This is a genomic window from Shewanella mangrovisoli (assembly GCF_019457635.1).
Taxonomy (GTDB): domain Bacteria; phylum Pseudomonadota; class Gammaproteobacteria; order Enterobacterales; family Shewanellaceae; genus Shewanella; species Shewanella mangrovisoli.
On the sequence record NZ_CP080412.1, the window covers coordinates 855629 to 869052 of the forward strand.

The 13424-nt window shown below is 48.0% G+C and carries 12 protein-coding genes; 8 read left to right on the forward strand and 4 right to left on the reverse strand.

Going from position 1 to position 13424, the window contains the following annotated elements; genetic code table 11:
• Positions 1–38: 38 nt before the first annotated feature.
• The gene (locus K0H60_RS03815; protein WP_220057324.1) at positions 39–1460 is read right to left on the reverse strand and encodes an MFS transporter; all 1422 of its coding nucleotides are present in this window, start codon (positions 1458–1460) and stop codon (positions 39–41) included.
• Between the two features lie 181 nt (positions 1461–1641).
• Positions 1642–2385: a DUF481 domain-containing protein gene (locus K0H60_RS03820; RefSeq protein WP_220058108.1), complete on the reverse strand. Its 744-nt coding sequence runs from the start codon at positions 2383–2385 to the stop codon at positions 1642–1644.
• Between the two features lie 224 nt (positions 2386–2609).
• Here K0H60_RS03820 and rpsF point away from each other — a divergent pair, with 224 nt between their 5' ends.
• From rpsF to rplI, 4 genes are read left to right on the forward strand one after another with little or no spacing between them, the layout of a single operon-like run.
• Entirely contained in the window at positions 2610–3005 is a 396-nt protein-coding gene (gene rpsF / locus K0H60_RS03825) for a 30S ribosomal protein S6 (protein ID WP_011715868.1), read from the forward strand.
• Between the two features lie 8 nt (positions 3006–3013).
• Positions 3014–3319 (forward strand): primosomal replication protein N, encoded by a 306-nt coding sequence (gene priB, locus K0H60_RS03830; RefSeq protein WP_011073673.1) that lies wholly within the window; start codon positions 3014–3016, stop codon positions 3317–3319.
• Between the two features lie 11 nt (positions 3320–3330).
• Positions 3331–3558: a 30S ribosomal protein S18 gene (rpsR, locus tag K0H60_RS03835; RefSeq protein ID WP_006083042.1), complete on the forward strand. Its 228-nt coding sequence runs from the start codon at positions 3331–3333 to the stop codon at positions 3556–3558.
• A gap of 36 nt (positions 3559–3594) precedes the next feature.
• Positions 3595–4047, forward strand: coding sequence for a 50S ribosomal protein L9 (gene rplI / locus K0H60_RS03840; RefSeq protein ID WP_011623996.1), 453 nt, complete (start codon positions 3595–3597; stop codon positions 4045–4047).
• A gap of 242 nt (positions 4048–4289) precedes the next feature.
• Here the strand turns inward: rplI and K0H60_RS03845 are convergent, their stop codons facing one another.
• The gene (locus tag K0H60_RS03845) at positions 4290–6488 is read right to left on the reverse strand and encodes a S46 family peptidase (RefSeq protein ID WP_220057325.1); all 2199 of its coding nucleotides are present in this window, start codon (positions 6486–6488) and stop codon (positions 4290–4292) included.
• A 125-nt stretch (positions 6489–6613) separates the two neighbouring features.
• Here K0H60_RS03845 and dnaB point away from each other — a divergent pair, with 125 nt between their 5' ends.
• Together dnaB and alr are read left to right on the forward strand one after the other, a co-directional pair.
• Positions 6614–8020, forward strand: a complete 1407-nt coding sequence (gene dnaB, locus K0H60_RS03850; RefSeq protein ID WP_088211721.1) for a replicative DNA helicase — start codon at positions 6614–6616, stop codon at positions 8018–8020.
• 75 nt (positions 8021–8095) lie between these two features.
• On the forward strand, positions 8096–9172 hold the full coding sequence (gene alr, locus K0H60_RS03855; RefSeq protein WP_011715878.1) for an alanine racemase: 1077 nt from the start codon (positions 8096–8098) through the stop codon (positions 9170–9172).
• Between the two features lie 173 nt (positions 9173–9345).
• Here the strand turns inward: alr and K0H60_RS03860 are convergent, their stop codons facing one another.
• A complete protein-coding gene (locus K0H60_RS03860) occupies positions 9346–9810 on the reverse strand; it encodes a chemotaxis protein CheX (protein ID WP_011715879.1) in 465 nt (154 codons plus the stop codon).
• Positions 9811–10378: 568 nt separating this feature from the next.
• Between K0H60_RS03860 and K0H60_RS03865 the strand changes: the two genes are divergently transcribed.
• Together K0H60_RS03865 and K0H60_RS03870 are read left to right on the forward strand one after the other, a co-directional pair.
• Positions 10379–12574: a TonB-dependent receptor gene (locus K0H60_RS03865; protein WP_220057326.1), complete on the forward strand. Its 2196-nt coding sequence runs from the start codon at positions 10379–10381 to the stop codon at positions 12572–12574.
• Between the two features lie 75 nt (positions 12575–12649).
• Positions 12650–13324: a Fe2+-dependent dioxygenase gene (locus K0H60_RS03870; RefSeq protein ID WP_220057327.1), complete on the forward strand. Its 675-nt coding sequence runs from the start codon at positions 12650–12652 to the stop codon at positions 13322–13324.
• The last annotated feature ends 100 nt before the right edge of the window (positions 13325–13424 follow it).

The window sequence follows — 13424 nt, forward strand, 5'->3', positions numbered from 1 at the left end:
CGTCTTTTTTTTATTGTCTCGAATAACTGAAATCTCACTTAAGCGGTTTTCACCGCATCGAGATCTGACTCTTCTAGATCGTTTGTTTCTGCCTCAATAAAAGTTGGCTCTGGATTAACGTCAAACTCGAATGTCAGCTGTTGTTCGCTGTCAGTGTCATCTTCGAGGGCATCGGCACCTAAATCGTCTTCATCGTCGCTGGGCGTGGGGGTCATTTGCTCCTGCACCGATTCAACATCAACCCTCGGGTCGAGGGCGGCCGCGAGCGGAGATGAGACTAAATCACCGGTTGCCATGATGTAGTCTTGAGTCACATTAGTTTCGGCCTTTTGTTGTGAATGAACATAACGTAGGCGTAAAAATAGAATTAAGGTACAGGCCGACATAAAGCCATAGAGCATGCTATTGCCGAGCCATTGCATAAGGGTTGAGGCGATAAGCGGGCCGATACTCGCGCCAAGGCCAAAGGTCAGTAATATGGTGGCCGACAGACCGACCCTTTCACTCTGCTCGACACGGGAGTTGGCCAGTGCCGTCGCTAAGGGATAGAAGGTAAAGCCAAGAATACCGAACAGAAACGTCATCACCAGTGAGAGTGTGGGATGGTAAGGCGTGAGGGCGATAGCTAAGGCTAAGATCCCAAGCAGTACGCAGTTAATGCGGATAAGTCGACTGCGGGACATGATGTCGGATAACTTCCCCATAGGCCATTGTGCCAGCAGACCCGCGAGAATGCTGGCCGTCATATAGGTGGCGACTTTCTCGGGCGGTAAACCTAAGTTACTGGCATAAGCGGGTGCCAAGCCGTAAAAGGAGCCGACAATCATGCTGCCTATGGCGATGGTCGTCAGTGCTTGCGGGGCTTTTCGCCAATAGTGGGCGATTTTTAAGGGCGCGGGCACCAGTGGCGCCGGGTGAATACGGCGAGTCAAGGAAATGGGAACAATACACAGGGCAAAACAGATGGCGATCAGTAATAGTGGCTCTAAGCCGAGTTCAGGATAGAGGCTGATGGCACCTTGACCCAATATTAAACCGAAGTACGAGACTATCATGTAGCTGGCAAACACTGTGCCGCGTTGGCTGCTTTCGGCCTGCTCATTGAGCCAGCTTTCGAGCACCATGTATTGGCACATCATGCCCATACCGACGATAAGCCTTAAGAGGATCCAAACCGCTAGCTCATCCACTAAGGCGTGGCCGAGGGCGGAGGCGGCGACTATCCCGGCACTGGCGACAAAGGCGCGAATATGCCCAACTTGAGCAATCAAACGGTGGCCAATCTTAGAACCCGCCACTAGGCCGATGTAATAGGCCGACATCATGCCGCCTATCCACAGCTGTGGAACATGCATCACCGACAGGCGTAGGCCTAAATAGGTGGTGAGTAAACCGCCTGCCAACACAGTTAATAGAGTCGTGCTATATAAAGAGGCGAAAGTGCGTAGCGGGTTTGCCATTAACTACTCCTTGTATGGTTGCAGGGAGAGTATATCAGGAGTTGGTGTGTATTCCGTGTTGCAAAATGTTGGGATTTAATGACTGACTTATCATTTTTGTGTGTGAGTCACTCAATGCGACTGAAATGGGATTTGGCTGAGAGGGTGAACCTCGTTTCAGCCAAACCACTGGGTATCACGATTATCTAAAGGTGTAGAGCAGGTTAAAGGTGGTGACTGTGTCTGTCTGCTTACTGCCCTCGGGTACCACTTCGGTGTACTTAACGTTCATGCCGATTTTAAATGCCCAGTCCTGAAACACTAAATTCTTGTAGTTCATGTCGAGGGTGAGGGTATTGTTATTCTCACCCACTTCGGCGGTGAGATCGGCATTGATGCTGGTGTATTCCTGCAATTTTTGCGAAAACTTTGCCGCAGTACGTAAAATCACATCCTTTTCGGCGGCGGGATCGGGCTCAGCGACCGATTCCGCTGGCAGGTTGTATCGATAACCCGGGCCGACTTCGAGGCTGAGTTTAGTCTTATAGGTACTGATGGCATTAAAACCATAACCCGAAGAAAGGGTTGAGATTTGGGTATAACTACCGAACTGGTCCCAGGTAAAGTCGCCACGGCCAAAGATATAACCCTTGGTGAGTTTATAGTTGCTCTGCAGTTGGAGTTCGTACTTCTCTGAAGTGGTTTTGTTTTTCTCTGAAGCAAAATACGCTTTTAGCGTGGCTTCTTGCTTCGTTTGTTTGGCATCGTAAATCAGCTGGGTGCGACCATTAAAACTGCTCGACTCGGTGTTGCCCGTGTTCAACTGTAAGCCGGCTTCGACTTCTGCTGTAAAATCGCTTGGCGGCTCCTGATAATCGGGAGGTACAAGCGCAAGTGCCGGAAAAGATAGGCAAAACAAACTTAAAGGGGCGATAACTTTTAGCATTGCTCGTAACATTAGTCAGGGTTCTTGAATGGCTGGTGTCTGATATCCGAATAGGGGTGAGGCGTCATCATACCCGTATTGAGAGGTGAGGCAAAGTTATTGCTTGAGTTTCGCGTCTGCTTTCTGTACTATCTCGCGCTCGAATCAGTCACTATTTTCGTTCCTTGCCTCCACTTGGTCTGACTGAGCCAATAACGAGGCTACATAACCGTAAGGAGCAATAAATGCGTCATTACGAAATCGTATTTATGGTTCACCCAGATCAAAGTGAACAAGTACCAGGTATGATTGAGCGTTACACCGGTGCAATCACCGAAGCTAACGGCAAAATCCACCGTTTAGAAGATTGGGGTCGTCGTCAACTGGCTTACCCAATCCAAGACCTGCACAAAGCTCACTACGTTCTGATGAACGTTGAAGCACCAGCAGAGACGATTGAAGAGCTAGAAACTGCTTTCCGTTTCAACGACGCAGTTCTGCGTAACATGGTAATGCGTACTAAAGTTGCCGTTACTGAAGCATCTCCAATGGCGAAAGCTAAAGATGAGCGCGATTCACGTCGTGGCCCAGCTGGCGACCGCTCATATGATGAAGCTAACGCTGAAGAAATCGCTGAGTAAGTTTATCTGTGACCACCAATAACTTGGTGTTGTCAGGAACCATAACCCGTTCCAGACGCTTTAAAAGCCCGGCAGGCATCGCACATAGTGTGATAATGCTAGAACACAAATCGCAGCGTTATGAAGCAGATATGCTCCGCAACGTCTACGTACAAATACAAGTGATATTGAGTGGCCCACGCTTTGAAAGCGTGGCAGACAATCTGAAAGCAGGTGTGGAAGTACAAGTTCAAGGTTTTATGACGCTTCAACAGGGGCGCAATGGCCAAAATCGCTTAGTCATCCATGCCGAAAATGTCGAATTGAAAACTTAGGAGACTGTCAAATGGCACGTTATTTCCGTCGTCGCAAGTTCTGCCGTTTCACCGCTGAAGGTGTTGCAGAAATTGATTACAAAGATATCGTTACTTTAAAGAACTACATCACTGAAAGCGGCAAGATCGTTCCAAGCCGTATCACTGGTACTAGTGCTAAATATCAGCGTCAACTAGCTCGCGCAATCAAGCGTGCTCGTTATCTTTCTCTACTGCCATACACTGATTTACATCAGTAATTGCAGTATTCCTAATCGAATATAGAGGATTTGATAATGAACGTTATTCTGCTTGATAAAATCGCTAACCTGGGTAACCTGGGTGACCAAGTTGCAGTTAAAGCTGGTTACGCTCGTAACTACCTGCTGCCACAAGGTAAAGCTGTTGTTGCTAACGAAAGCAACGTTAAAGTATTTGAAGCTCGTCGCGCTGAATTAGAAGCTAAATTAGCTGCTGATCTGGCTGCTGCTAACCAACGTGCTGAGAAAATCGCTGCTCTGGAAGCTGTTGTTATCGCTTCTAAAGCTGGTGATGAAGGCAAACTGTTTGGTTCAGTTGGCACTCGTGACATCGCTGATGCAGTAACTGCTGCTGGCGTTGAACTGGCTAAAGCTGAAGTTCGTTTACCATTAGGCGCTCTGCGTACTACTGGCGACTTCGAAGTTGAAGTTCAGTTACACACTGAAGTTAAAGCTGTTGTTAAAGTATCTGTTGTTGCAGAAGCTTAATTACCAACTGCTTTAAACTAAAAAACACCGCTTCGGCGGTGTTTTTTTATGGGCGAATGTTGGATTTAAGGGCACTTACTCTTATTTGTCATTGCAGCTCAGCGATGGATGGAAGTGTCAGTCATATCCACATAATCTTCAGCGTTAAAGTTCATGCGTTCTAAAATAGAAGCCAAAATAAAAGCCGCGTACAGCTTAACGCTGAGCGGCTTTTTTCAGGACTGCTTAACTTGCTCTCGGGATTAATTTCTCACTAACTCGAGTTCTTTAATTAAATTATCGGCGTGGTCGACTTCATCCATCATCCACAGGATATATCGAATATCCACGTGTACGGCGCGGGTGATGGTGGGGTTGAAGAACCAGTCCTTGGTAATGGCTTCATAGGTGGAATCGAAGTTAAGACCGACGAGTTCGCCTTTACCGTTAAAGACGGGTGAGCCCGAGTTACCACCAGTGGTATCGACACTCGACAGGAAGTTAACTGGCACAGAGTTAAATTCTTCTGGCTTGTCTAAGCAAGAGAACAGACGGCAAATCCAGCCGCGTGGATCTTGGTAGACTGATTTCACTAAGTGATCGCCAAAACGCTGCTCATGGATTGCATCGAGCAGTTTTTTCGGAGCGTTATAAGGCTCAACGCCAGTGTGCTTAGCGACTATGCCATCGAGGCGGGTGAAGGGCTGTTTGTACAGCGCATCACGGGATTGATAACCATCGACCATACCGTAGCTGATACGTAGGGTACCGTTTGCATCGGGATACACTGGCCAGTTGTTGGCTTTGTAGTAGTTGATAACGGCAGCCATGTAGGCCGGGCGAGCGGTAGACAGTTTACCCGCCAGGATTTTTTCTGCCTTTTCCTGCGCCATATTAGTGTCGTACAACGCGACAGCGAGGCGGATAAAAGGATCGCTGCTGGTTTCAAAGGCTTTGGCATCGGCATCCATCCACGCCAGACGTTGCGCTTGGTCGGTTAGCGTCGTGAGTGAATACAGACCATCGAGTTTTGCTTCTAGGCTGACGTTTTTATCGTCTAGATTCAGCATATTGTCTAAAGCAGCAACGCGATTAGGCTGCGACAAGTAGGCATTTAAATCTTGTAACCACAGGGTTTTATCAACTTTAACGTCAAAGCTGGAGTCGATACGCTTCAGGCGTGAGCTAAACATGGCAAGGTCACGCTCTTGGTAACCGATTTCACGCTCAGCATCGCTCTTTTGCTTTTCCTTGGCTAAGCGATAGAGGCTATTGGCCGCAGTGAGCAGTGTGCTTGATTGGGCGTTGGTGAAGTAATAATTGGTTTGGGTCTGCAGTTGCTGCTCGGCCAATAAGATTTCTAGCTCGCTGATAAGGTTTTGATTAAGGGCTGGGTTTTTCTTTAACCAAGCCAGAAAATCATCTTCGCGTTGCTGCTTAATACCGACGATATCCGTGGCTTTAAAGCCAGCCAGCAGACCGTTGAGTTTCTTCATTCGGTTTGCCATTGACGCCATATTGCCCGCATATTTAATGGCGATGTCGGCATCTTCCTGACCCATGGCTTCGATAGTATCAATCTGTAATTGATAACGTTTTGCCTGAGTGGGATACAGCCAATCACTGGCAAATTTAAGCTCGCTGGTGAGGTTATAACGGCTAGTAGTGCCAGGGTAACCCGCCACAAACACGCCGTCGCCCGCTTTCACTCCATCGGCGTTCACCTTTAGGTAACTCTTTGGCGTGTAAGGAATGTTATCTTCGCTGTAGGCCGCGGGCTTGCCATCTTTACCTACATAGGCGCGCAGGAAGGCAAAATCGCCCGAGTGGCGTGGATACTCGTAGTTATCGATATCACCGCCGTAAGCGCCAACGCTTTCAGGTGGCGCGTATACTAAGCGCACATCGCGGATCATCAATTGCTTGATGAGGTAATATTCCAAACCATTGTGGAAGCTGCGCACGTTACAGCGGTAGTTATCATCGGCCTCACAGCTTTTGATTAAGGCTTTGCTGTGGTTTTCAATCTCTTCGTAGCGTTTGAGCGGATCTTGACTTAGGTCTTTGGTGACATCGCTGGTGACATTGGTCACGGCTTCGGTGATGTATAAACGCTCGTTAGGGCCCGCCGACGGTTCTTTATCCATCGAGGTGGCTAAAAAGCCCTGTTCGAGATAGTTATGTTCTTTCTTAGTGTTATATTGTATCGCCTTGTAGGCACAATGATGGTTTGTCACAACTAGCCCTTGGGGCGAGACAAAACTGGCGGTACAATAGCCCAGCCCGACAACGGCATTCATAGGATAACTGGTGAGATCGGCTAATTTGTCAGCGGGAATATCGATTCCACGCGCGCTGAGTTTGTCTGCAATTGAAGGCATTTGGTAAGGTTGCCATTGTCCTTCATCGGCTGTTGCTACGCCAGAGGTCAGTACTAAGGCTGCAACCAATGCAATACGCATGTTCTTTCCTTATTTTTAGTTAGAGTGTCCGTTGGAATGAGGTAACAGGCGAATGTAAACGGCCTGTTTGCTTGACGCGGGTTTTATATCATATTTTGTTAAGTTGTTGGAAATCGGGAGTGTTAATGTCACAACAAGGTGCGTTTAAACCTAAGAATAAGCCGACAGATGTGCAGGTCGATAGCTTAAAGCTGCCGCCGCATTCGATAGAGGCTGAACAATCGGTCTTAGGTGGCCTAATGTTAGACGCCGACGCTTGGGATAAAGTGGCCGAGACTGTGGTGAAAGAGGATTTTTATTCCCGCTCGCACCGAATGATTTTTGCAGCCATGCACCGTTTGGTCGAAAGTGGTCAACCCATCGACTTAATTACGGTTTCTGAACAGCTTGAAGTTGAAAATCAGCTTGAAGAAGCGGGCGGCTTTGCCTATTTAGGCGAGATTGCCAAAAACACCCCGAGCGCGGGTAACATTGTTTCCTACGCCGAGATCGTGCGCGAGCGCGCCGTGGTGCGGGAGATGATCCGTGTCGCCCATGAGATTGCCGATGCGGGTTACAATCCCGAAGGGCGTGATTCCAGCGCCTTGCTCGACTTGGCCGAGAGTAAAGTCTTTAAGATTGCCGAGCAGCGCACAAATGCCAACGAAGGTCCCGAAGGCATTAAAACCATTCTCGAAAAAACCGTCGATAAGATTGAGCAGCTCTACAACAATCCACACAACGGTGTGACTGGGGTGTCGAGCGGCTTTAGCGATCTTGACCGCATGACAGCGGGCTTCCAATCCGGCGACTTGATCATCGTCGCGGCGCGTCCTTCTATGGGTAAAACCACCTTCGCGATGAACCTGTGTGAACAGGCGGCGATGAATGAAGACAAGCCTGTGCTGATTTTCAGTCTCGAGATGCCCTCGGAACAGATCATGATGCGTATGTTGGCCTCCTTGGGCCGCGTCGACCAAACCAAAATCCGTACTGGACAACTCGATGATGAGGATTGGGCGCGGGTATCCTCGACCATGGGGATTATGCTCGAGCAGGGCAAGATGTATATCGACGACGGTTCAGGCTTAACGCCGACCGAAGTACGCAGCCGTGCCCGCCGTATTGCCCGTGAGTATGGCGGGTTGTCGATGATCATGGTCGACTACTTGCAGCTGATGCAAGTGCCGGCCTTATCGGACAACCGTACCCTAGAAATTGCCGAAATCTCTCGCTCTCTCAAGGCATTGGCTAAAGAGTTAGAGATCCCCGTGATTGCACTGTCCCAGCTTAACCGCTCGCTCGAACAACGTGCCGATAAGCGCCCAGTAAACTCGGACTTACGTGAATCGGGTTCTATTGAGCAGGATGCGGACCTCATCATGTTTATTTACCGTGATGAGGTGTATAACAACGATTCTCCCGATAAGGGCACCGCAGAAATCATTATCGGTAAGCAGCGTAACGGCCCCATTGGACGTGTGCGCTTGACCTTCCAAGGCCAGTTTTCCCGTTTTGATAATTACGCTGGCCCGCAGTTTGAAGAAGATTAATTGCTGGTGTTAGAAGCTAAGCACTGCTTATATATTCTTTTTATTTCCTGACTTTTCAAATAGACAAGGCAAATTTTGAAACCTTTTCCCCGAGCAGAAATTAGCAGTAGTGCACTGCAGAACAATCTCGCCGTCTTGCGTCAACAGGCGAGTCGCAGCCAAGTGATGGCGGTGGTGAAAGCCAATGGTTATGGTCATGGATTATTAAATGTCGCCAACTGTTTACACACTGCCGATGGCTTTGGCTTAGCCCGTTTAGAAGAGGCGTTAGAGCTGCGCGCTGGTGGCGTGAAGGCGCGCTTGTTATTGCTTGAAGGCTTCTTTCGCAGCACGGATTTACCGTTGTTGGTGGCCCACGATATCGATACTGTGGTGCACCACGAGTCGCAAATCGAAATGTTAGAGCAGGCGACGCTATCAAAACCTGTCACTGTATGGTTGAAAGTGGATTCTGGCATGCATCGGTTAGGCGTGACCCCTGAGCAATTTACGCAGGTGTATGCGCGCTTGATGGCCTGTGACAATGTCGCCAAGCCCATACATTTAATGACTCACTTTGCCTGTGCCGATGAGCCTGAAAATCATTACACCCAAGTGCAAATGCAAACCTTTAACCAGTTAACCGCGGATTTGCCTGGATTTAGAACCTTAGCTAATTCTGCGGGTGCCCTCTATTGGCCTAAGAGCCAAGGGGACTGGATCCGCCCAGGAATTGCACTCTATGGCGTCTCACCTGTGACGGGGGATTGTGGTGCCAATCATGGTCTGATCCCGGCGATGAACTTAGTCTCGCGTTTGATTGCGGTGCGCGATCACAAGGCCGGACAACCCGTTGGCTATGGTTGTTATTGGACGGCGAAACAAGATACTCGCCTTGGTGTCGTGGCGATTGGTTATGGTGATGGTTATCCGCGTAATGCGCCAGAAGGCACGCCAGTGTGGGTTAATGGTCGCCGAGTACCGATTGTCGGTCGTGTATCTATGGATATGCTAACCGTTGATTTAGGTGCTGATGCGACAGACCTTGTGGGCGATGAAGCCCTGCTCTGGGGCGCCGCTTTACCGGTTGAGGAAGTGGCTGAACATATTGGCACCATCGCCTATGAGTTAGTGACTAAACTCACCCCAAGGGTCGCGGTGTGTCTTGCATAAGCCATCGGAGTGAATACCCAAACGGCGCATTTGCGCCGTTTTTTTATGCCTTGAAAGCGGATGATTGAGAGAACTGTCAGCCGTTCTGCACTTGGTTATTACACCTTGGAGGCAATAATCAAGCTTGCAGAGCGACGTGAAAGGAAGGCTAAAGGGGAGTCAGTGATAACGGATTAATTTTCAAAGCAGATTTCAATAAAGGCAGTGCCGTATGGGCTGCTGAAGGGCATGATAATTTTGGTGCCATTCGCTTTGTGGGAAATGGTATGCCCTTTACCTGAAACCACCATAGGGGTTGCCATTTCGAACTCGTAACCCTTTTGCCCTAAAAGATTTTTTGCTCCACCCGTGACCATGTTGGTGATTTCACCCACGAGATCGGTGACTTCTTCATTTATCTTGCCTGGGTTTTCACCAAGCATATTTTGCATGATCTGCAGTACCAGTTTTTGTTCAAAGGTAATTGATAACGACCCCTTAGTCTGTGGCCCAACCATACCAATTAACCCGGACACATCACCCTTGGCTAAGTTGTCGGTTTTAATTTGGGGCTTGCCCGGAGTGAGATCCATGCTTGCCATCGTCGAAATGACATTGAGCAGGGATTGTAGAAAAGGGTTAATAAAATTGACGTTCATGCTTCAGTGTTTCCTCTTATGAACTTAAGCCTTATGGTCACCATGTCATTAAGGTTAGACGAAAAGTCGCTGAACCACAGCAATCTTAATCACACTCTATCAGCTTAGATGACACAAATGGAAATGTGAGGTTAATTTCACGATTTTATTGTTATTTATCCTTGAATCAGCTTAAAACCACATCACTCATAAGCCGCGTTTTCGATATTGTTAGCTCCGATTATGGATACGCGATTTTGTCAGCCCATGTTTACTTACTCCCTGCGGATCAGCCAATTTCACCTAAATAAAGATGGGTAGTTCCTGAGAGTATTCTCGATTTTCACCGTTATATAAATTTAATTGCATTAATTTTCATGGTGTTAGTTTTATTTCGGTATGAAAATCTTACTTATTCAACCGCCAGTAAGACCTAGCGCGCATTTCGGTTTCAAATTGTGACTAAGATTAAATTGTAATGTAAATGATAATAATTATTGATTGCAATTTATGTTTTGCATATATTAGCGGCGATTAACAGATGGGGGACATCTGTTACAGAGTTTACTCCGCAACAGGAATGCTTTTGATGAAATTTGCAAAACGCCGCAATGGCCGAGTCACGCTCGGTGCCCATGTTTTAGGTTCGTTAACGATTGGAATGGCGGTTTCAGCCGCTCCGGCTATGGCGACGGAGCCACAGTCACAAGTCGTTGATAAGAAAGTTGAACATATTGAAGTGAACGGTGAGTATTTAGGTTACAACACCCGTAAAGTGCAATCGGGTAAATTTACCGAAGATCTGCTCAATACCGCTAAAACCGTTACCGTTATCAATCAAGATCTCATCAAGGATATGGGTGCCCAGAGTTTTACCGATGCTCTGCGTGCAACACCCGGTATTACACTAGGGACAGGTGAGGGCGGCAACCCTTACGGTGATAGACCCTTTATCCGTGGTTACGATGCTCAATCTTCAACCTTTATCAATGGTATGCGTAATGTGGGCTCACAAAGTCGCGAAACCTTTAACATTGAACAAATTGAAGTCCTGAAAGGCCCAAGCTCTGTATATAACGGTCGTGGCGCCGTTGGTGGTAGCATCAACATTGTGACTAAAAAGGCCCAATCTGAAGACTTTATTAATGCCGATGTTGCCGTCGGAACGGATTCGCTAAAACGCGCCAGTGTCGATGTCAACCATGTGATTGCCGATGAAGCTGCGGCCCGTATCAACATGATGGCCCACGATGCAGACACCCCGGGGCGCGATGAAGTTACGGGTAATCGTTGGGGTGTAGCGCCTTCGGTGACCTTTGGTTTAACCACGCCAACCAAAGTGACACTCGAATATTATCACTTTGAAAATCATGATATTCCTGATTATGGTATTCCCTACGATCAGGCAACGGGTCAACCTGCGGATGTCGACCCTGATAACTTCTACGGTTTGTTGTCGCGGGATTTTCGCGACACTATGGATGATACGGCGTCAGTGTTGATCAGCCATGATTTCAACAACGACATGCAGTTCACTTCGACCTCCATCTATAGCCGTAACAGCAATTACTATATTGTGACTAACCCAGACGACACCACGGGTAACGTGGCTAATGGTTATGTTTGGCGAAACACTAAGTCACGCCATTCGGTCACAAAGACCTTAGCGACTCAATTGCAACTCTCGGGTGAAGCAAAACTTGCCGGAATGACTAACCGTTTTGCCGTTGGTACTGAACTCAGTAACGAACGTACCAGCAATTTGAGTTACACCGTCGATACGGGTAATGGCCGCAACGCGGGTTGTAATCAGGCGATGCTGGATAACTACAACTGTACGCTGCTGGATAATCCAAATCCGCACGATCCTTGGGTTGGCACTATTACCCTCGGCACCGATGCGACTGTTACAGAAACCGATACTCGCTCGCTGTATGCTTTTAACACCATTGAGTTAACTGAAGCGTGGATGGTCAACGCCGGGATCCGTTGGGATGATTACAGCACCAGTGCTGAGAATTCGACCTCTCAATTCAGCAACGATACCGACTTCTTTAACTATCAATTATCGGTACTTTATAAGCCTGCCGAAAACGGCAGTATTTATGCTGCGTGGGGCACTTCTTCTAACCCTCCAGGGACCTCAAATGGTGATGGCGCGGATCGCCTCGGCAGTACCAACGCCGATTTAGAGCCAGAAGATACGGAAAGCTATGAGTTAGGCACTAAGTGGGACTTCTTTGCCGGACGTTTATCTCTTAATGGTTCGGTATTCCAAATCGAGAAAAACAACGCTCGGGTTGCGACCTCTGGCGATCGTAATTCGCCGCAGGAAAACGTTGGTGAGCAAAAGGTGAAAGGTTTCGAGCTCGGTTTCTCCGGTGACTTTACTGAGCATTGGCACGGTTTTGGTGGTTACACTTACTTGGATGCAACGCTAGAAAGCAATGGCTATAACCAAGCGCAAAATGGTAACCGCTTCCCCAACACCGCTAAAAATAGCTTAAGTTTATTCACGACTTACGATGTGACTGAGGATTTTACTGTCGGTACGGGCGCGTACTACATGGGTAAAGTTTATGGTAATACGGCTAACACGTTGTCGATTCCATCCTACTGGCGTTTTGATTTGACTTCATCTTATAAAATGAGCGAATTCTTGACCCTACGCCTGAACGTGCAGAATCTAACGGATGAGCGTTATTACGATAAAGCGTACACCGCGCACTTTGCTAATATGGCCCCAGGCCGCTTAGTGATGTTAAGTGCGGACATGCACTTCTAAGCCGTATTAATCGAGATCTGAATGGCAGCCTTAGGGCTGCCTTTGATGTTTATGCTATTCCAATAGGATTTTGAAATGCTTATTGAAATTCCGAATGTTTTTTCTAAAGAAGAAGTCAATCAGCTAAGGGAAGAGCTCGATGCCCGCACTTGGATTGATGGCAATCAGACTTCGGGCGTAATGGCGAGTACCCGTAAACGTAATCAGCAGTTAGACAAAGATGACCCTGTCGCACTGCAAATCGGTGAGCTGATCATGGCGCGCTTATTGGCCCACCCTTTATTTGTCTCGGCGGCGCTGCCATTACAGTTTTATCCTCCCTTGTTTAATCGTTATCAAGGTGGCGAAACCTTTGGTTATCATATCGATAATGCGATTCGCTCGACCAGCGAAGGCATGGTGCGTACCGATCTGTCTGCCACCTTATTTTTAAGTGAACCAGACACTTATCAAGGTGGGGAGCTGGTGATCCAAGATACCTATGGCCAGCAAAGCATTAAGCTCGCGGCGGGTTCATTGGTGTTGTATCCCTCGACAAGTTTGCATCAGGTTACTCCTGTTATCTCGGGTGAACGTACCGCTGCTTTTATGTGGCTGCAGAGTATGGTGCGCGATGAGGGACAGCGCCGCTTGCTATTTCAACTCGATCAATCGATTCAAGCGTTGACGGCGCAGGCCGCGCCAGAACAAGAGTTGTTTAATCTGACGGGGGTTTACCATAACTTGCTCAGACGTTGGAGCGAGTTGTAGTGATTCTAAGCTAGGCTTCTCTCCTCGCTTCATCTCCCCAAAGCGGGCGGTTTAGGGTATAATCCCGCCAGCTCTGAGGGGGCAACAAAACAGTAAACGT

Coding starts and splice junctions, on each gene's coding strand:
- K0H60_RS03815 (WP_220057324.1), bottom strand. CDS start 1,460: ATGGCAAACCCGCTACGCACTTTCGCCTCTTTATATAGCACGACTCTA.
- K0H60_RS03820 (WP_220058108.1), bottom strand. CDS start 2,385: ATGCTAAAAGTTATCGCCCCTTTAAGTTTGTTTTGCCTATCTTTTCCG.
- rpsF (WP_011715868.1), top strand. CDS start 2,610: ATGCGTCATTACGAAATCGTATTTATGGTTCACCCAGATCAAAGTGAA.
- rpsR (WP_006083042.1), top strand. CDS start 3,331: ATGGCACGTTATTTCCGTCGTCGCAAGTTCTGCCGTTTCACCGCTGAA.
- rplI (WP_011623996.1), top strand. CDS start 3,595: ATGAACGTTATTCTGCTTGATAAAATCGCTAACCTGGGTAACCTGGGT.
- K0H60_RS03845 (WP_220057325.1), bottom strand. CDS start 6,488: ATGCGTATTGCATTGGTTGCAGCCTTAGTACTGACCTCTGGCGTAGCA.
- dnaB (WP_088211721.1), top strand. CDS start 6,614: ATGTCACAACAAGGTGCGTTTAAACCTAAGAATAAGCCGACAGATGTG.
- K0H60_RS03860 (WP_011715879.1), bottom strand. CDS start 9,810: ATGAACGTCAATTTTATTAACCCTTTTCTACAATCCCTGCTCAATGTC.
- K0H60_RS03865 (WP_220057326.1), top strand. CDS start 10,379: ATGAAATTTGCAAAACGCCGCAATGGCCGAGTCACGCTCGGTGCCCAT.
- K0H60_RS03870 (WP_220057327.1), top strand. CDS start 12,650: ATGCTTATTGAAATTCCGAATGTTTTTTCTAAAGAAGAAGTCAATCAG.